Raw genomic sequence first — 17,964 nt, 5'->3', positions numbered from 1 at the left:
CTCAGAGGCTCCCCTCGGGCTCGACCGGCGCGCCCTGGTGATGGTTCGCCTCGATCCGCTCCACCAGCCCGTCCTTGAAATGGACCACCGTGTGCGCGAACGCTGCCATTTCCGGTTCGTGAGTCACCATCAGCACGGTGATGCCGCTCTGACGATTAAGGTCCGTCAGAAGCTCCATGATCTCGATCGACCGTTCGGAATCGAGGTTGCCGGTGGGCTCGTCCGCCAGCAGCACGTCAGGCCGGGTGACGATGGCGCGGGCAATCGCGACACGCTGCTGCTGCCCGCCCGAAAGCTCCGCCGGCGTGTGGTCCCACCAGTCGGCAAGGCCCACCTTCTCCAGCGCGGCCATGCCCGCGTCGCGCCGCGACTTGCGATCATCGCCGCGGTACAGCAGCGGCAGCTCGACATTCTCCAGCGCACTCGTCCGGCTGAGCAGGTTGAAGCCCTGGAAGACGAAGCCGAAATACTTTCGCCGCAACAGCGCCCGCTGGTCCCGGTCCAGCGTCTCGACGTGATGGCCGCGGAACAGAAAGGTGCCCGCGCTCGGCACGTCGAGACAGCCGAGGATGTTCATCGTCGTCGATTTGCCCGATCCCGACGGTCCCATGACGGCAACGAAATCGCCCCCGGCAATATCGAGGTCCACGCCGCGCAGCGCCTGGAACGCGGTCGGCCCGGAGCCATAGACCTTCGTCACGCCGCGCAGCGAGATGATCGGCTCCGTCATGGCCGCCCGCCATCACGGCCGCGGGCGCGCGGGGTAAAGGCGGGGCTCATCTCAGCCACCGCCGCCCTGACGCTGCCGCCGCTGGCCACCGCCGCCGCCACCGCCGCGGGCGCCGTCGTCACCGCTCGACAGCTGCCCGGTGATCACTTCCATCCCCGGGCGCAAGCCGCCGGACAGTACCTCGGTCACGCTGCCGTTGGTATCGCCGGTCGTCACCTGGATCGCGCGCGGTTTCCCGTCCTCGTCCTTCACATACACCGTCTGCTGCGCCCCGCGGCCGATCTTCACCTCGCGCGAGGCACCGCCGCCGCGCCGGGGCCGGAAGGTCAGCGATCCGGCGATGCCGCCGCTGTCACCGCCGGCACCCGCCGTCGGCTGGAAGCGGAAGGCAGCATTGGGCACCAGCAGCACGTTCTTCTTGTCGCTCGTGATGATGTCGGCGGTCGCGGTCATGCCCGGCCGCAGCTCCATCGTCGGGTTCTCCACCGAAAGGTCGGCGGCGTAGGAGACGACCTGTCCGGTGGTGCTTCCCGCGGTCGAGGTGCTGCTCGAGGCACTCGCGGTGCTCGCCGTCAGGTTCGAACCCAGGTCGACGCGCGTGATAGCCGCCGGGAAGCTGCGCCCCGGGAAGGCATCCACCGTGAAGGTTGCCTTCTGCCCCTCCTTGACCGCACCAACGTCCGCTTCGTCGATCGCCACCTCCAGCTTCATCTTGCTGAGGTCCTCGGCAATCACGAACAGCGTCGGCGTGTTGAACGAGGCAGCGACCGTCTGGCCCGGATCCACCTGCCGCGCCAGCACCACGCCGTTGACGGGCGAGCGGATGATCGCGCGTTGCCGCTGTGTCTGGCTCTGCGACAGGTTGGCGCGCGCCGCCGTGACGTTCGCTTCCGCGACGCGGAGCGCAGCGACCGCGCGCTGTGCATTGGCCTGGCCGGTCTGAAGCTCGGTGCGAGACGGCACGCGGCCGTTCGACAGGCGATATACCTCCTGCAACCGGGCAAGCTGCGCCTGCGCTTCCGCTACCGTCGCCTTGGCCTGATTCACGCTCGCCACGTTTGCCGCCAGCTGCGCCTGGCTGGCACGGATCTGGTCGTCGATCTGCTCGGGATCGATCAGCGCCAGCGCCTCGCCGGCACGCACCCGGTCGTTCACGTCGACCACCACGCGTGTGACGAGGCCGGACAGCTGCGAACCAACCGTTACCTGGTTGGTCGGCGCGAGCTTGCCGGTCGCCGATACCGTCACGGTCAGATCGCCGCGCCGCACCGGCGCAGTGGCATAGCCGGTCTCCGCCTTCGGCCCGAACAACCGCCAGCCCAGCAGCAGCAGCAACAGCACGCCGATTGCGATCAGCACCCATTTCAGCCAGCGCTGCCACGCGGGCTGGGGCTTCACGCCCAGGAACTCGTCGATCTGCTCGCTCGCCATCAGCGGTTTCCGTCCTGATTGATGCTCTGGGGCGCGGGCGCCTCAGGGGTGACGCTGGCGTCCCATCCGCCGCCGAGCGCGGTATAGAGCTGGACCAGCGCATTGGCATGGTCGGCACGCGCCTGTGCGGCGCTGTTGCGCGCCGACAGCAGCGCAGCCTCCTGCTGGCTCAACGTCGTAAAATCGGTGAGGCCGGTGCGATACTGGCTACGGCTGAGAATGGCCGACGCATTTGCGGCCTGCAGCGCGACAGCGAATTGCCGCTCGCGTTCCTCGGCCGTGCGGAGCGCGACCACGGCATTCTCCACATCCTCCAGCGCGGTCAGCACGGTCTGCTTGTACGCCGCCAGCGCGGCATCGGTCGCCGCTTCCGCGCCGCGCACCTGGCTGCGCAGCCGCCCGCCGTTGAAGATCGCCTGCGTCAGCCCGGCGAACAGGCCGCCGGTGATCGTCTCGAACAGGCTGCCGACGGTGCCGGCCCGCGTATCGATGCTGCCGCTGATCGCCAGCGCGGGATAGAGCTGCGCCTTGGCGACACCGATCTGCGCCGTTGCCGCCGCCAGGTTTCGCTCGGCGGAGCGGACGTCCGGTCGCTGCCGCAGCACGTCCGCCGGAATGCCGACGCCCACCGTGTTCGGCCCGCGCGGGATTGGCTTGGTCGCTGCCAGCATCGGCTTCAGCGTGCCGGGCGCCTCGCCCACCAGCACACCCAGCCGCGACACCGCGGCATTATACTGCTGCTCGATCTGCGGCACCGAAGCGGCAGTCTGCGCGCGCTGCACGCGTGCCTGTTCCTCGTCCAGGCTCGATACCAGCCCGGCCTGCACCCGGAAGCCGGCGATCTCCAGATTATCGTCCTGAAGCGCCAGGCTGTCACGCGCATTGGCGAGTTGCAGCTGGTAGAGCCGCGCCAGCACGTAATTGCGCGCGACTTCCGCCTGAACCGACAGCAGCACCGTCGCCTGATCGAACCCGCTCGCCTCATATTGCGCGCGGGACGCCTCCACCGCGCGCCGCACCTCGCCGAACAGGCCCAACTGATACTGGGCATCGAGGCCGAGCGAGAAATTCGATCCCCCGCCGCCGCCGACATTCTGCACCGTGCCGTCCGGCAGTGTGATGGTGGTGCCGCCCCCGCGGAAGGTTTCGGACCTGCTATATCCGCCCGATCCGTTCAGCGACGGAAGCAGGCTCGCGCGGCTTTGCACCAGCGCCTCACGCGCTTGGCGCAGCCGCGCGGTTGCCTGTGCGATGTCGAGATTTGCCGCCGCCGCCCGTTCGACCAGATCGCCAAGCACCGGATCGTCGAACGTCCGCCACCAGCGGGTCAGATCCTCGCGGCGCGGCGGCGCGGTGACGGAAAAGGCGTCCGGCACGCCCAGTTCCGCCGCAGCGCGCGGGCGATAATCCGGGCCGACGGTGCACCCTGCCAGCGCGCCGGCAAGCAGGAGGTGGGCACGTTTGCGCAACATAGACCAGCGAAATGGCTGGAAGGGCCGAAAGGGTCCAGCGCAATTGTGTCGCGAATTGTCGCGAGCCGCCTCCCCCGCCCGCCATCGGGCGAGGGAGGCGCACATGATCACTCGAGTTCGAGGATCACCTGGTCAACCTGCAGGCTCTCGCCGGCGGCCGCATTCAGCACCTTCACCACCGCGACCTTCTCGGCGCGAAGGATGTTCTCCATCTTCATCGCCTCGACCACCGCGAGCGGCTGACCGGCCTCCACGCGGTCGCCCACCTCGACGTGCAAGCGCACCAGCAGGCCCGGCATCGGCGCGATGAGGAACTTCGACAGATCCGGCGGCACCTTCTCGATCAAGTGCTTGGCATAAGGCGCCGCTCGCGCCGGCAGCACACGCGCCTTGTGCGTCGCGCCCAGCGCATTGAGGGTGAAGCCGGTGCGCGTCTTGCCTAGCTTCACGCTCAGCGGCTGCCCGTCCCCGTCGGTCGGCTCTGCAACGACCACGCGGTCACCCGGCGTATATTCGATCGCGACCGGCAGTTCCGTGCCATCCACGATCAGCGCGTCGCGCGAAACGGTGACGTCATGGTCCTTGTCGCCGATGCGCACCACCCATTCGGCCGGGGGTTGCAGGCGATCGCCCAGCTGGCCGTCGACACGGCGCGCACGATCCGCCTCGGCGGTGGCGGCAAAGCCGGCGATGCCCGCCAGCGTACGCACCGTCTCCTCCGATGCCGGCGCGCCGTGGAAGCCGTCGGGATATTCCTCCGCGATGAAGCCGGTCGTGATGTTGCCCGAGCGGAAGCGGGGGTGCTGCATCAGCGCGGATACGAAATCGAGGTTCGTGCCCGGCCCGACGATCTCGAACTGGTCGAGCGCCGCGATCTGCTTGTCGATCGCTTCCTCGCGCGTCTTGCCGTGGGTGATCAGCTTCGCGATCATCGGATCGTAGAACATGCTGACCTCGCCGCCCTCGGCAACGCCATCGTCGACGCGCACGCCCGGCGCGCCTTCATCCTCGCCGAATGGCGCCTGCCGCTTGTCGGCGGCCGGCGTGTTGTAGCGCACCAGCCGGCCGATCGAGGGCAGGAAGCCGCGATAGGGATCCTCGGCATAGACGCGGTTCTCGATCGCCCAGCCGTCGATCTTCACGTCCTTCTGGCTGAACGCCAGCTTCTCACCAGCCGCGACGCGGATCATCTGCTCGACGAGATCGAGCCCGGTGATCTCCTCGGTGACGGGGTGCTCCACCTGCAGGCGGGTGTTCATCTCCAGGAAATAGAAGCTCTCGCCGGTCTTGTCGGCGCCCGAGACGATCAGCTCGACCGTACCGGCGCTATAGTATCCCACCGCCTTGGCGAGCGCGACCGCCTGCTCGCCCATTGCCTTGCGCATCTTGGGCGTGACGAATGGCGACGGCGCTTCCTCCACCACCTTCTGGTGACGGCGCTGCACCGAACATTCGCGCTCGTTGAGGTACACGACATTGCCGTGCTGGTCGCCGAGCACTTGGATCTCGATATGGCGCGGGCTTTCGATGAACTTCTCGATGAACACGCGGTCATCGCCGAAGCTCGCCAGGCCCTCGCGCTTGGTCGCTTCGAAGCCCTCGCGCACGTCCTGCTCGTTCCAGGCAAGCCGCATGCCCTTGCCGCCGCCCCCGGCCGATGCCTTCATCATCACCGGATAGCCGATGTCGGTCGCGATCTTCACCGCTTCCTCGGTATCGGCGATCTCGCCCAGGAAGCCGGGGACGACATTGACGCCGGCTTCCTTGGCGAGCTTCTTCGATTCGATCTTGTCCCCCATCGCCGCGATGGCGTTTGGCGGCGGGCCGACGAAGGCGATGCCCGCTTCGGCACAGGCCTTAGCGAAGCTCTCACGCTCGGAGAGAAAACCATAGCCCGGGTGGATGCAATCCGCGCCGGTCGCCTTGGCCGCGGCCAGGATCAGATCCGCCTTGAGATAGCTTTCCGCCGCCGGCGCCGGCCCGAGCCGCACGGCCTCGTCGGCCATCAGCACGTGCGGTGCCCGCGCGTCGGCATCCGAATAGACCGCGACCGTCGCGATCCCCATCTTCTTCGCGGTGCGGAACACCCGGCACGCGATCTCGCCACGATTGGCGACCAGGATTTTCTTGAACATGACGGCCCCTAACCAGCATGTTCGCGCATCGCGCGAACCCATGTGCCGTCACCCTGAACTTGGCTCAGGGTCCACCGTGCCACGGGCACGGACGGCGATTGTGGATGGATGAATGCTGAAGCGAATTCAGCATGACGGTGTCTGATGACGCTCACTCGGCAGCCTCCATCACGGCCGCGCTGCGGCACGCCCGCGCCGGCTCCTCGCCAGCCATCGGGCGGACGCCCAGTTTCGCGAACAGCGCCGCGTCGGCGCTGTCGCCGCGATTGCCGGTGGTGAGCAGCTTGTCGCCGGTGAAGATCGAGTTCGCGCCAGCCATGAAGCACAAGGCCTGTGTCGCCTCCGACATGCTCTCGCGCCCCGCGGACAGCCGCACCATGCTCATCGGCATGGTGATCCGCGCCACCGCCACGGTCCGGACGAACTCGATGTCGTCGATCTTGGCGAGCGGCGTATCCGCCAGCATGTCGCCCAGCACCGTGCCCTTCACCGGCACCAGCGCGTTGACCGGCACGCTTTCGGGATGGCGCGGCAGGGTGGCGAGCGCATGGACGAAGCCGACGCGATCCTCGCGGGTCTCCCCCATGCCGACGATGCCGCCGCAGCACAGGTTGATGCCCGCGGTACGCACATTCTCCAGCGTCTCGAGCCGCTCGCCGAACGTGCGGGTCGAGATCACCTCGCCATAACGCTCCGGCGAGGTGTCGATATTGTGGTTGTAATAGTCGAGCCCGGCGTCGGCGAGCATGTCGGCCTGGCTGGGCGTCAGCATGCCCAGTGTCATGCAGGTTTCCATCCCCATGGCGCGCACGCCCTTCACCATCTCGACGATGGCGGGCATGTCCTTCTCCTTGGGATTGCGCCACGCCGCACCCATGCAGAAGCGCTGGCTTCCCGCGTCCTTCGCCTCGGCCGCGCGCTGCAGCACGCTGCGCACGTCCATCAGCTTGGTCGCCTTGACGCCGCTGTCGGCGTGCGCGGATTGCGAGCAATAGCCGCAATCCTCGGGGCAGCCGCCGGTCTTGATCGACAGCAATGTGCACAATTGCACCTCGCCCGCCGCATGATGCGCGCGGTGCACCGATTGGGCGCGCCACATCAGCTCGTCGAACGGCAGGTCGAACAGCTCGGCGATCTCGCCGCGCGTCCAGTCCGTGCGGATCACCGGCTCCACATCAGGTTCCTCAGCTGCGTGGTGCGCTCCTGCGTCAGCCGCGCGAGGCATTGCGCGCGGACCAGCGGCTGAAGCGAGCCACCGGCCGCCTCGCCGCTCTCGATCTTGCACTGCGCGTCGCGGAACGCGATCCAGGCGCGCTGGCTGGCCAGCGTCGCCGCGGCATAGCCGAACTTCACCCGCCCACGGTCCTGCGCGTCCCTGCCCTTCATATAGGCATAAGTGCGCTTCCACTGCGCATTCATCGCCGCGTCCGCGCGCTGATAGACGGCACCCGCGCTCGCGTTCATCTGCGCCTGCGTCTGCGCCGCGGCAGGGGCCGCCAGCAGCAACGCCCCGCCGACGGCAGCAACGAACAGGCTGCGCACGCCCGTCACTCCGCCGCCTCCGCTTCGGGCGGCATGTTGTGGCCCAGCAGGCGAAGCACGTCCTCCGCCGCCTTGATCAGGTTCGTGCCCGGCCCGAAGATCGCCTGCACGCCGCTGTCGTACAGCGCCTGATAATCCTGCGCCGGAATGACGCCGCCCGCGATCACCTTGATGTCCGAACGCCCCGCATCGCGCAGATGGCCGATCAGCTCGGGGATCAGCGTCTTGTGCCCCGCGGCAAGGCTCGATGCGCCAACGATGTCGACGTCCTTCTCCAGCGCGACCGCGGCAGATTCCTTCGGCGTCTGGAACAAGGGCCCAGCGACTACCTCGAAGCCGAGGTCACCGAACATGGACGAGACGAGGTTAGCGCCGCGATCGTGCCCGTCCTGGCCCATCTTGGCGACGAACATGCGCGGGCGGCGCCCCAGCCGCCGTTCCACCGCCTCCACGCCGCGCAGCAACCGCGCCCAGCGCTCGTCTTCCTTGTAAGCGCCGCCGTAGATGCCCTTCACCGGCGTCGGGAACGTGCCGAAGCGACCGAACACATCCTCCATCGCCGACGAAATCTCGCCCAGCGTCGCCCGCCGCCTCGCGCATTCCACCGCCAGCTCGAGCAAATTGCCCTTGCCGCGCGCGCCTTCGCGCAGCGCGTCGAGCGCCGCCTGGCAGGCCGCCTCGTCGCGCTCCGCCTTCATCTTGTTGATGCGGCGGATCTGCGCCTCGCGCACGGCATGGTTGTCGACGTCGAGGATCTCGATGGGATCCTCATTGTCCTTGCGATACTTGTTAACGCCGACGATCACGTCCTCGCCGCGATCCACCCGCGCCGCCCGCGCGGCGGAGGCTTCCTCGATCATCGCCTTGGGCCAGCCCGCGGCGACCGCCTTGGCCATGCCGCCCTCGGCCTCGACGCGCTCGATGATCTCCCACGCACGGTCGACCAGGTCCTTGGTAAGCGCCTCGATGTAGTAGCTGCCGCCCAGCGGATCGACGACATTGCACATGCCGGTCTCCTCCTGGATCACCAGCTGCGTATTGCGCGCGATCCGGGCGGAGAAATCGGTCGGCAGCGCGATCGCCTCGTCGAGCGCGTTGGTATGCAGCGACTGGGTGCCGCCCAGCATCGCCGCCATCGCCTCGATCGTGGTGCGCATCACGTTGTTGTACGGGTCCTGCTCGGTCAGCGAGACGCCGCTTGTCTGGCAATGGGTGCGCAGCATCTTCGAGCGCTCGTCCTTCGCGCCCAGGTTCGTCATCACCCGGTGCCACAGCACGCGCGCGGCGCGCAGCTTGGCGATCTCCATGAAGAAGTTCATGCCGATCGCGAAGAAGAACGACAGGCGGCCGGCGAACTTGTCGATGTCGAGGCCCGACGCAACGCCGTATTTCACATATTCCATGCCGTCGGCGATGGTGAAGGCCAGCTCCTGGACCTGCGTCGCGCCGGCTTCCTGCATGTGATAGCCGGAAATCGAGATCGAATTGAACTTCGGCATCTCGCGGCTGGTGTAGCCGAAGATGTCCGAGATGATCCGCATGCTCGGCTCGGGCGGGTAGATGTAGGTGTTGCGGACCATGAACTCCTTGAGGATGTCGTTCTGGATGGTCCCGTCGAGCAGCTTGCGATCAACGCCCTGTTCCTCGCCGGCAACGATGAAGAAGGCGAGGATCGGGATCACCGCGCCGTTCATCGTCATCGACACGCTCATCTGATCGAGCGGGATGCCGTCGAACAGGATCTTCATGTCCTCGACGCTGTCGATCGCAACGCCGGCTTTGCCGACGTCGCCGGTCACGCGCGGATGGTCGCTGTCATAGCCGCGGTGCGTGGCGAGATCGAACGCGACGGACAGGCCCTTCTGCCCCGCCTTCAGGTTGCGGTGGTAGAAAGCGTTCGATTCCTCGGCCGTCGAAAAGCCCGCATATTGCCGGATCGTCCACGGTCGACCGGCGTACATGGACGCGCGCACGCCGCGGGTGAACGGCGCGAAGCCCGGCAGTCCCGGCTCCCAGCCCTCGACGTCAGCGGCGGTGTACAGCGGCTTCACGTCGATGCCCTCGGGCGTGTGCCACGTCAGGTCCTTGCCCTTCACCTCCTTCTCGGCGGCCTTGGCCCACGTGTCGATCGTGGGGGCGGGCGGCGGCGCGGCCACTTCGGTCGGCATCGCCGCCGGCTTGGGGACGCTGCCGGCGTCTTCGCCGAGGTTGGTTTCAGGCTTGTCGGTCATTGCTCAAACTCTCGATCCGTTCGTGCCGGGTGGCGCGGCGCCGGCCGGCACGAACGGGGTTGGATCACTTGCCCGTGAACACCGGCTTGCGCTTCTCGAGGAAGCTCAGCCCGCCCTCGCGGGAATCCTGCGAGCCGCCGGCCAGCCGCTGGCCCTCGGCTTCGGCGCGCAAAACCTGGTCGAACGTGCCGTCCAGCGCGGTCATGATGTTCTTGCGCATCGCCGACAGCGCCACCGTCGGCCCCGCGGCAAGCCGGGTCGCCATCGCCAGCGCCTCGTCCATCAGCGCGGCATCGTCGACCGCCTTGTAGATGAGGCCCCAATTCTCCGCCTGCTCGGCACTGATCCGCTCGCCCAGCATCATCATCTGCGTGGCGCGCGCCTTGCCGATCGTCTTGGCCAGCAGCCAGGTCGAGCCGCCGTCCGGAACCAGGCCGATGTTGACGAACGCCTGCAGGAAATAGGCGCTCTTGCCCGCGAACACGAAGTCGCCGGCCAGGCCCATCGAGCAACCCACGCCTGCCGCCGGGCCGTTCACCGCAGTGACGACCGGGACCGACAGGTTCATGATCTGGCTCATCAGCGGATTGTAGAAGTTCATCAGCGCACGGTGGCTGGTGTCGCCGCCCGTCACCACGCTCTCGCCGCCGCCGCGCGCCTGGAGGTCGGCGCCCGAGCAGAACGCCCGGCCGGCACCCGTGATCAGCACCGCGCGCGCGCCCTGCAGGTCGTACAGCGCAACGGTCAGGTCCTCGGCCAGCTGGATCGAGGCGGCATTCAGCCGCTCCGGCCGATTGAGGGTGAGGACGAGAACATCGCCCTTCTTCTCGGTCAGGATCGTTTCATATTCGGCCATGTTCTTCCCTCTCCTGTCGCGACCGTTCAGTGATCGCCCTTTGGTTCTTCCATCAGCTCGACGAGCATCCCGCCGAAATTCTTCGGGTGGATGAAGACGATCGGCGTGCCATGCGCGCCGATCCGCGGCTCGCCCAGCACGGTCGCGCCATTGTCCTTCATGTGCGCCACCGCTGCGTGGATGTCGGGCACCTCGAAGCACACGTGATGCTGCCCGCCGGCCGGGTTCTTCTGCAGGAAATTGGCGATCGGCGAGGTCGCGTCATACGGCTCGATCAGCTCGATCTGCGTGTTCGGAGCGTCGACGAAGCACACCTTCACGCCCTGCGCCGGCAGATCGAACGGCTCGCCGATCTTATCAGCGCCAAGCAGCGTCCGGTACGTCTCGATGGACTTCGCGATCGACGGCGTCGCCACGCCAACATGGTTCAGGCGGCCAAGCTGCATCGTCGGTCCTTTTCTATTGCTTCAAGGAGTGAACATACCGCCGATCACAGCGGGATGTTGTCATGCTTCTTCCAGGGGTTCTCCAGGCTCTTGTTCTTGAGCTTGCGCAGGCCCAGCGCGATGCGGCGGCGGGTCGAGTGCGGCTGGATCACCTCGTCGATGAAGCCCTTTGACGCGGCGACGAACGGATTGGCGAAGCGGGCCTCATATTCGCGCGTCTTCTCGGCGATGCCCTCCTCGTTCAGGCCGCGGAAGATGATCTCCACCGCGCCCTTCGCGCCCATCACCGCGATCTCGGCGGTCGGCCACGCGTAGTTCAAGTCACCGCGCAGGTGCTTGGAGGCCATCACGTCATACGCGCCGCCATAGGCCTTGCGCGTGATGACGGTGATCTTCGGCACAGTCGCCTCGGCATAAGCGAACAGCAGCTTCGCGCCGTGCTTGATGATGCCGTTATGCTCCTGGCTCGTCCCCGGCAGGAAGCCCGGCACGTCGACGAACGTGATGATCGGAATGTCGAACGCGTCGCAGAAGCGGACGAACCGCGCCGCCTTCTTCGACGAATTGATGTCGAGCACGCCAGCCAGCACCATCGGCTGGTTGGCGACGACGCCCACCGTCTTGCCCTCGATCCGGCCGAAGCCGCAGATGATGTTCGCCGCGTGTGCCGGCTGGATCTCGAAGAAATCGCCCTCGTCGCACACCTTCCGGATCAGCTCGTGCATGTCGTACGGCTGGTTGGCGGACGGCGGGATCAGCGTGTCGAGGCTCGGCTCCAGCCGGTCCCACGGATCGGCGGTGGGGCGCTCTGGAACCGGCGCGCGGTTCGATTCGGGCAGGAAATCGATGAAGTCCCGCGCGGCGAGCAGCGCCTCGATATCGTCCTCGAACGCAACGTCGGCGACGCTCGTCTTGGTGGTGTGCGTGACGGCGCCGCCCAGCGCCTCCTGCGTCACCACTTCGTTTGTCACGGTCTTCACCACATCGGGGCCGGTGACGAACATGTAGCTCGAATCCTTCACCATGAAGATGAAGTCGGTCATCGCCGGGGAGTAGACCGCGCCGCCCGCGCAGGGGCCCATGATGAGGCTCAGCTGCGGCACCACGCCCGATGCGAGCACGTTGCGCTGGAACACCTCGGCATAGCCGCCGAGCGAGGCGACGCCCTCCTGGATGCGGGCGCCGCCCGAATCATTGAGGCCGATGACCGGCGCGCCGACCTTCATCGCCATGTCCATCACCTTGCAGATCTTCTGCGCATGGCGTTCGGACAGCGACCCACCGAACACGGTGAAGTCCTGGCTGAAGACGAAGACGAGGCGGCCGTTGATCGTGCCCGAACCGGTGACCACGCCGTCGCCCGGATACACCTGGTCCGGCATGCCGAAGTCGACGCAATTATGCTCGACGAACATGTCGAGCTCCTCGAACGAGCCCTCGTCGAGCAGCACGTCGAGCCGCTCCCGCGCGGTCAGCTTGCCCTTGGCGTGCTGCGCATCGATTCGCTTCTGCCCGCCACCCAGCCGGGCTGCGGCGCGCTTGCGTTCCAGTTCCTCGATCGTCGACGACATGCATCTCTCCTGACGGTGGCGCTGTGTGCGCTGCCCACGGCGGCGTGGCAAATGTGAATTTGCGAATTTGCGAAAACCCGCATTGCGAACTAGGAATTCGGCACCCGCGAAAGGCTCGAAGGTGAAACCCAGGCTCTATGCCGGCACCCAGCTGCGCACCCTGCGCAGCGCCGCCGGCCTCAACCAGCGCGCCATGGCGCAACGGCTCGGCATTTCGGTGAGCTATCTCTCGCAGCTGGAGACGGGAGAGCGACCGCTGACGGGCGCAGTCACCGCGGCGCTTGCCCGCCACTATCCCCAGGCGCTCGCCGCGATCGAGGGCGAGGCCCCGGCCCGCCGCCTCTCGGCGCTCGGCGCCGCGCTGGCCGATCCCTCGCTCGCCGCGTTCGACACGATGGATGCCGCCCGGCTTGCGGAGACTCAGCCCGAAGTCGCCGATCGCCTGATCGCGCTCCACGCTGCCAAGCGCGCGGCGGAGGACCGGCTTGCGCTGGCCGAGGAATCGCTCGTCGCCGGCAGCGGCGCGCGCCTGCCGTGGGAAGCGGTGCGGGACTGGTTTCACGAAGCCGGCAATTACGTCGATCCGCTTGACCGTGCGGCGGAGGATCTCGCCGAGCACGCGCGCAGCCTCACCCGCGCGCTGGCCGATCACAATATCGTCCTCGCCACCGATCATGACGAAGATGCGCCCCTGTCGCGCTTCGATGGCGTGCGCCTGACGCTGAACGCGGCCCTGCCGCCGGAAACGCAGCGCTTCCTCGTCGCTCACCGCCTCGCCGCCACGGCCTTCGCGTCGGAGATCGAACGGATCGTCGCCGCCGCCGATCTGCCCGGCAGCGAGGCGCGGCGCCTGCTCGGCGTGGGCCTCGCCAATTACGCCGCCGGCGCGCTCGTCATGCCGTACGCGCGCTTCCGCGCCGAGGCGCAGCGCTTGCGGCACGACATCGACCGCCTGTCGCACCGCTTCAACGTCAGTTTCGAACAGGCCTGCCATCGGCTCTCGACGCTGCAGCGCGCCGGGGCGGAGGGTGTCCCCTTCTACTTCTGCCGCGTCGACATGGCCGGCAACATCACCAAGCGCCATTCGGCGACGCGGCTTCAATTCGCCCGCTTCGGCGGTGCCTGCCCCTTGTGGCACGTGCACGAAGCGGTCGCGATTCCGGACCGCATCCTCGTCCAGCATGCCGAGACGCCGGACGGCGCGCGCTACATCTCGATGGCCAAGGGGCTGGTCAAATCCTCCGGTCGCTTCGATCGGCTGGCCCGCCGCTATGCCGTGGTGCTCGGCTGCGAGGCGAGCCATGCGGCGGACTTCGTCTATGCCGATGCGATCGACCGCACCGGCGCGCCCACCCCGATCGGCGTCTCCTGCCGCCTCTGCCCACGCATCGATTGCGACCAGCGCGCCTTTCCGCCCAGCGACCGCGCGATCGCCGTGGAGCCGGCGGTGCGCCGCATCGTCCCCTATCGCGTGCTTTAGCCAGCCGCAGGTCGCCCCGGCGCGCCTGCAACACAGTGCATCGTCTCGCCGCAGCGGCGATTGAACCGCGGTCCCGATTTTCCCATTATGGGGCGATGGCAGAGCCCTGCGACCCACCCGACACGGACGAGGCGGAAGGACCGGCGCTGGCGCCGCGTGCCCCGCGTCATCACGTGTTGCTGAGCGCGGTGGTAGAGCGCTTCGGCGGGACCGCGCCGACACGCCACCGGGTGCGCGATCTCTCAACCGGCGGGGTTCGCCTCGATCAGGCCGCCACCTTGCGGGTCGGCGCGACGGTGCTGGTCACGGTCGGTGCGCTCCAGTCGGTCGGCGCGACGGTCGTCTGGGTGAAGGACGGGCTTGCCGGGCTGAAGTTCGCCGAACCGATCGAGCCGGAGGAAGCGCGCGCCAAGACGATGATCGCCCCCTCCCGCGCCGCCAAGCCGCCGCTGGAAAGCCCCGCGATCGCGCCGCGCGCCGGCTGGATCGGCGATCTGCGCGACGCCTATCGCAAATAAGGGCCCGCGCCGCAGCACGAGCCCTCATCAGACGTGTCGCTAATCTCAAAGAGCGGCGCGTGCCCGGCGCGAATTGTGCCCACCGCCAGCGTAGAGGATGTCTTCCGCCTCTGCGGGCGCCAGCCCGGCCGCCTCGGTGTTGACGGACACGAACACGCCGCCGCTGTTCACCCGCTCGCCATAATAGCGCGCATCATCCTCGCTGACGCCGTGGTCGGTCATCACCTTCTCCAGGCCGCCGGCCGCGCCGCCCAGCGCCGCGCCGGTGATCGCCGCGCCCGGCACTGCCGAAGACGCGATCGCGCCTGCCGCCGCCAGCGGACCGACACCCGGGATGGCCAGCGCGGCAATGCCCAGCAGCGTGCCGATCCCGGCGCCCGCCGCCACCTTGCCGACGAACTCGCGGGTGCCGCCGTCATGGCCTGCGCCATCGGTGGTGGTCGTCTTGCCCTCATGCTGCGCGACGACCGAGATCGCCGTATCGCTGACGCCGGCGCGGCGAAGGTCGCTCACGGCGCGCTCGGCCTCGGCATGGGTATCGAAAATCGCGGAAACGAGGTTGGCGTTCATGTCTCTTCCATCCTGTATTGGTGCTGCGCCACCAATGCGCCTGGATAGAAGCGGCCGGCTGCGTGCCCGTTCCGCGCAATCGTCCCTAACGCGCCGTTAAGCACGTGCCGACAGCGCGATGCGCGCCGGTCAAAGAAGCGCCCGCGCGGCGCGCTCGGCGCCGCGCGGGGATGCTCGTCAGTCGTCCGCGCTCGTCACCGCGCCGACCTGCGTCGGGCCATAGAGCGCCGCATTGAACAGGAACTTGAACGAGGCATAGGCCTGGCCACGCTGCGTCACTTCCGGCGCCAGCAGATAGACATGGCCCTTGCCCAGCGTCCCGTCGATCACCGTCGAGGTGCCGTTCAGCGCCTTCTGCCCCCAGGCCCAGCCGGACCGCAGCGGATCGTCGCTCGCGAACCACGATACGCGCCGCACGCCCGCCTGGCCGGGCGTGAACGAATAGGTCGGGTTGTTATTGTAGAAGACGTCCAGCGTCTCCGGCACGCCGTAGGCGAGCGGATCGGTCGGATCGACCTTCGCCTGCAGCACCGATCCGGGCACGTAGAACTTCGTGCTCGGCAGCGGCGTGCGCTTGCCCGACGCGTCGACGCTGGTCAGCGCATTATAGACCGGCAGGCCAAGCTCCGGCCCAAGCCGCGTCGCATTGCCAACGGCCACCACCGTGCCGCCTGCCTTGGCGAACGACGCGAGCTGCGGCACCGTCTTCTCGCTCGTCACATGGCCAAGCGCCATGCGCCATTCCGCCGGCAGATCGGCCGCGGCCGGCTGCTTCTGCGGCGGCCGCCCCGGTCGGCCCAGCACGTCGGACTGGACCACGATCACGTCATATTTCGCGTTCAGCCCGCCCTTGTCGAGCTCCTGCGGGTAGACCACCGTATAGGGGAATTCGTACTTCTCGAAGATCCAGCGGTTCCAGCCCGACGCCATCGAGCCGCCATAGTGGTCGACCAGCGCGATCCGCACCGGCTTCAGCTTCACCGTGTCGCCCGCAGGCTTCGCCGCCACCGCATGGGCGTCGATCCCAAGCGTACGCACCGCGGTGTCCACGATGCCCTTCGCTGCGCCGCCAGCCGGGATCCACAAGGCGCCCGGCGCCAGCTGCGCGCCGCTGACACTGGTCGCCTGCTTCAGCCAAAACACCGGCACCCCTGCCTTCAGCAGGCGGTTCGTCAGCGTGAAGCTGTTGTTGGTGCCGTGATCGACGACATAGCCGGCAGATCCGGTGCCGATGATGCGCCCGGCGGGCGGCGTCTCGATCACGTCGGGCACCGGCGTGAAGTGCGCCGGCGCGCCGTCCAGCAGCCGGTCGAACGTCACGTTCATCTGGTACGCCAGCGTATAGCCGGTGATGTCGTACGGCCGGATCGGCGGCCCGCCCGGATAGGCGAAGTCCTGCGGGTGATCCTGCGGCTCGAACATGTCGAGCACATGGGGGCGGAAGGCCTGGTCGGCTCGCACGATGTACGATCCGGGGGCATAGCGCTTGCCGCCATAGCTGAAGCCCTGCGGCGCCTGCTCCACCTCGACGCCGGTCTTGATCAGCGAATTGAGGAAGGCGACCGTGGTCGGCATGTCCGCCTGCTTGTCGGCGGGAATGACGAAGGCGCGCGGCGCGCGATACTGCGGATCCTGCAACACCGTCTTGTAGATCGTGCTCGGCACGATATCGCGCGTGTTGTAGCCGGCGAGATCGTCCAGCGCGCTGCCGCCGCCGTCCTTCTTGATGCTCTCGGCCGCGGCCTTGGCCGCCTCGATCCGCTTCGGCGTCAGGACCCAGCTGTCCTCGCTGCCCTTCTGGATCTGGTTACGACCCATGACATAGCGGTTGTAGAGCACGTCCTCGCGGTTGCGCGATGCATAGTCGAGGATCGCCCGCGACATTTCCTTCACGTAATCGATCGACTGCTGGAAATGCCACTTCTGCGGCGCAATTGGCATGTACGCGTCCTGCCCCGCCAGCTGCTTGGCCGGCACCAGCGGGATCTCCATCGGCGTCGGATTGCCGATGATCTCGGTCAGGATGCCGATCTGGTTGTGGAAATAGCCAACCGTGCGGATGCCGCCGTTGAACCAGGTGGAATAGGGCGCGCCCGAACGCGAGACGGAACCGGCCTTGCCCTGCGCGATCAGCCGCGCATGCATCGCCGTGCCGACCGCGTCGGTGCCGTTGATGACCAGCGGCTCGTTGTTGAAATTATACGGGTCGCGGAACGGCGGGATGAACACCACCGTGCCGACCGGCCCGGTCTGGTGCTGGTTGTACAGGATCTGCGGGAACCAGTCGCGATAGGCGAGTCGGTTCATGTTGGTCGTCTCGGGCTGGTTAGAGGCGAAGCTGTCGCGGTTGTTATCGTGCCCGACGTACTTCTGGTACAGCACGGGGATCGTGTTGCTGTCGCGCTTGAGCTTGTCGGCCGGACGCATGTACCAGTTGGCGACAAGGTCCAGTCCGTCCGGATTGGCGAAGACGTACAGCCCGATCGTGTCGTTCAGCAGCCGCGTTGTTTCCGCGTCGTTGCGGGTCAGCATCTCGTGGATCAGCTGGATGTGCGACTGGGCGTTCACCACCTCGGTCGCATGCAGGCCGGCGTCGATCAGCACCACCGCCTTGCCCTCGCGCGACAGCGCCTTGGCCTGATCGTCGGTCAGCCCCTTGGCCAGCGCCAGCTGCTGCGAGATCGCACGATACTTGTCGAGATTGCGGATGTTCTCAGGCGACGAGATGATCGCGACATATTGCTCGCGCCCCTCGGCCGTCTTGCCGATGCTGATCAGCTTCATCCGGTCGCTTTCGGTGGCGACGCGCTGCAGCCAGTCGGAAATCTGCTTGTAGTTGGCGAGGAAATAGTCCGATCCGGGCTTCGCCTTCAGCACCGTCTCGGGATTGGTGATCGGCCGCGATTGCGCGGCGACGTTGGTCGCCAGAACGATCGACAGCCCGGTGGCTGCCAGCATCAATGCACGCATGTGAATCTCTCC

14 protein-coding genes are annotated in these 17,964 nt (G+C 67.4%); 2 read left to right on the top strand and 12 right to left on the bottom strand.

Translation table 11 applies throughout. The features are described from left to right. Window position 1 precedes the first annotated feature (1 nt). The 10 genes from ACH0CP_RS05115 to ACH0CP_RS05070 all read right to left on the bottom strand — a co-directional run bounded on the left by ACH0CP_RS05115 (window position 2) and on the right by ACH0CP_RS05070 (window position 12,414). Window positions 2-730 carry an ABC transporter ATP-binding protein gene (locus ACH0CP_RS05115; RefSeq protein ID WP_294444544.1) on the bottom strand — a complete coding sequence of 243 codons (729 nt, stop codon included), beginning with the start codon at window positions 728-730 and terminating at the stop codon, window positions 2-4. A 51-nt stretch (window positions 731-781) separates the two neighbouring features. Further along, window positions 782-2,161 (bottom strand): efflux RND transporter periplasmic adaptor subunit, encoded by a 1,380-nt coding sequence (locus ACH0CP_RS05110; RefSeq protein ID WP_294444543.1) that lies wholly within the window; start codon window positions 2,159-2,161, stop codon window positions 782-784. Continuing rightward, a complete protein-coding gene (locus ACH0CP_RS05105; RefSeq protein ID WP_294444541.1) occupies window positions 2,161-3,633 on the bottom strand; it encodes an efflux transporter outer membrane subunit in 1,473 nt (490 codons plus the stop codon). Before ACH0CP_RS05105 ends, ACH0CP_RS05110 begins: the two co-directional genes overlap by 1 nt. Before the next feature lie 107 nt (window positions 3,634-3,740). Further along, window positions 3,741-5,768, bottom strand: a complete 2,028-nt coding sequence (locus ACH0CP_RS05100) for an acetyl/propionyl/methylcrotonyl-CoA carboxylase subunit alpha (protein WP_294444540.1) — start codon at window positions 5,766-5,768, stop codon at window positions 3,741-3,743. 151 nt (window positions 5,769-5,919) lie between these two features. Continuing rightward, complete coding sequence (gene bioB / locus ACH0CP_RS05095) at window positions 5,920-6,930, bottom strand: biotin synthase BioB (protein ID WP_294444557.1); 1,011 nt, start codon at window positions 6,928-6,930, stop codon at window positions 5,920-5,922. Continuing rightward, on the bottom strand, window positions 6,930-7,310 hold the full coding sequence (locus ACH0CP_RS05090; RefSeq protein WP_406888357.1) for a lysozyme inhibitor LprI family protein: 381 nt from the start codon (window positions 7,308-7,310) through the stop codon (window positions 6,930-6,932). The genes bioB and ACH0CP_RS05090 overlap by 1 nt, the downstream gene beginning before the upstream one ends. A gap of 5 nt (window positions 7,311-7,315) precedes the next feature. Further along, entirely contained in the window at window positions 7,316-9,478 is a 2,163-nt protein-coding gene (scpA, locus tag ACH0CP_RS05085; protein WP_294444556.1) for a methylmalonyl-CoA mutase, read from the bottom strand. 127 nt (window positions 9,479-9,605) lie between these two features. Next, window positions 9,606-10,397, bottom strand: coding sequence for an enoyl-CoA hydratase-related protein (locus ACH0CP_RS05080; RefSeq protein ID WP_406875837.1), 792 nt, complete (start codon window positions 10,395-10,397; stop codon window positions 9,606-9,608). A gap of 26 nt (window positions 10,398-10,423) precedes the next feature. Then, window positions 10,424-10,843 (bottom strand): methylmalonyl-CoA epimerase, encoded by a 420-nt coding sequence (gene mce / locus ACH0CP_RS05075; RefSeq protein WP_294445226.1) that lies wholly within the window; start codon window positions 10,841-10,843, stop codon window positions 10,424-10,426. Window positions 10,844-10,887: 44 nt separating this feature from the next. After that, window positions 10,888-12,414, bottom strand: a complete 1,527-nt coding sequence (locus tag ACH0CP_RS05070; RefSeq protein ID WP_406888359.1) for an acyl-CoA carboxylase subunit beta — start codon at window positions 12,412-12,414, stop codon at window positions 10,888-10,890. Between the two features lie 121 nt (window positions 12,415-12,535). Between ACH0CP_RS05070 and ACH0CP_RS05065 the strand changes: the two genes are divergently transcribed. Both ACH0CP_RS05065 and ACH0CP_RS05060 read left to right on the top strand, forming a co-directional pair. Next, entirely contained in the window at window positions 12,536-13,894 is a 1,359-nt protein-coding gene (locus ACH0CP_RS05065; RefSeq protein ID WP_406875839.1) for a short-chain fatty acyl-CoA regulator family protein, read from the top strand. 95 nt (window positions 13,895-13,989) lie between these two features. After that, window positions 13,990-14,412, top strand: coding sequence for a PilZ domain-containing protein (locus ACH0CP_RS05060; RefSeq protein WP_294445170.1), 423 nt, complete (start codon window positions 13,990-13,992; stop codon window positions 14,410-14,412). A gap of 45 nt (window positions 14,413-14,457) precedes the next feature. Here ACH0CP_RS05060 and ACH0CP_RS05055 read toward each other — a convergent pair whose 3' ends face one another. Beyond that, window positions 14,458-14,982 carry a hypothetical protein gene (locus tag ACH0CP_RS05055; RefSeq protein ID WP_406875840.1) on the bottom strand — a complete coding sequence of 175 codons (525 nt, stop codon included), beginning with the start codon at window positions 14,980-14,982 and terminating at the stop codon, window positions 14,458-14,460. Window positions 14,983-15,159: 177 nt separating this feature from the next. After that, window positions 15,160-17,952 (bottom strand): M14 metallopeptidase family protein, encoded by a 2,793-nt coding sequence (locus tag ACH0CP_RS05050; RefSeq protein ID WP_406875841.1) that lies wholly within the window; start codon window positions 17,950-17,952, stop codon window positions 15,160-15,162. Between the last annotated feature and the right edge of the window lie 12 nt (window positions 17,953-17,964).

The sequence above is a fragment of the Sphingomonas sp. 179-I 2A4 NHS genome (assembly GCF_045369135.1).
GTDB lineage: Bacteria > Pseudomonadota > Alphaproteobacteria > Sphingomonadales > Sphingomonadaceae > Sphingomonas.
The sequence above is the reverse complement of the archived record's forward strand: the minus strand, read 5'-3'. Positions and strand labels throughout refer to the sequence as shown.

Bases quoted from the DNA above. Each gene is read 5' to 3' on its own strand.
- ACH0CP_RS05115 (WP_294444544.1), bottom strand. From the start codon at position 730: ATGACGGAGCCGATCATCTCGCTGCGCGGCGTGACGAAGGTCTATGGC.
- ACH0CP_RS05110 (WP_294444543.1), bottom strand. From the start codon at position 2,161: ATGGCGAGCGAGCAGATCGACGAGTTCCTGGGCGTGAAGCCCCAGCCC.
- ACH0CP_RS05105 (WP_294444541.1), bottom strand. From the start codon at position 3,633: ATGTTGCGCAAACGTGCCCACCTCCTGCTTGCCGGCGCGCTGGCAGGG.
- ACH0CP_RS05100 (WP_294444540.1), bottom strand. From the start codon at position 5,768: ATGTTCAAGAAAATCCTGGTCGCCAATCGTGGCGAGATCGCGTGCCGG.
- scpA (WP_294444556.1), bottom strand. From the start codon at position 9,478: ATGCCGACCGAAGTGGCCGCGCCGCCGCCCGCCCCCACGATCGACACG.
- ACH0CP_RS05080 (WP_406875837.1), bottom strand. From the start codon at position 10,397: ATGGCCGAATATGAAACGATCCTGACCGAGAAGAAGGGCGATGTTCTC.
- mce (WP_294445226.1), bottom strand. From the start codon at position 10,843: ATGCAGCTTGGCCGCCTGAACCATGTTGGCGTGGCGACGCCGTCGATC.
- ACH0CP_RS05070 (WP_406888359.1), bottom strand. From the start codon at position 12,414: ATGTCGTCGACGATCGAGGAACTGGAACGCAAGCGCGCCGCAGCCCGG.
- ACH0CP_RS05060 (WP_294445170.1), top strand. From the start codon at position 13,990: ATGGCAGAGCCCTGCGACCCACCCGACACGGACGAGGCGGAAGGACCG.
- ACH0CP_RS05055 (WP_406875840.1), bottom strand. From the start codon at position 14,982: ATGAACGCCAACCTCGTTTCCGCGATTTTCGATACCCATGCCGAGGCC.
- ACH0CP_RS05050 (WP_406875841.1), bottom strand. From the start codon at position 17,952: ATGCGTGCATTGATGCTGGCAGCCACCGGGCTGTCGATCGTTCTGGCG.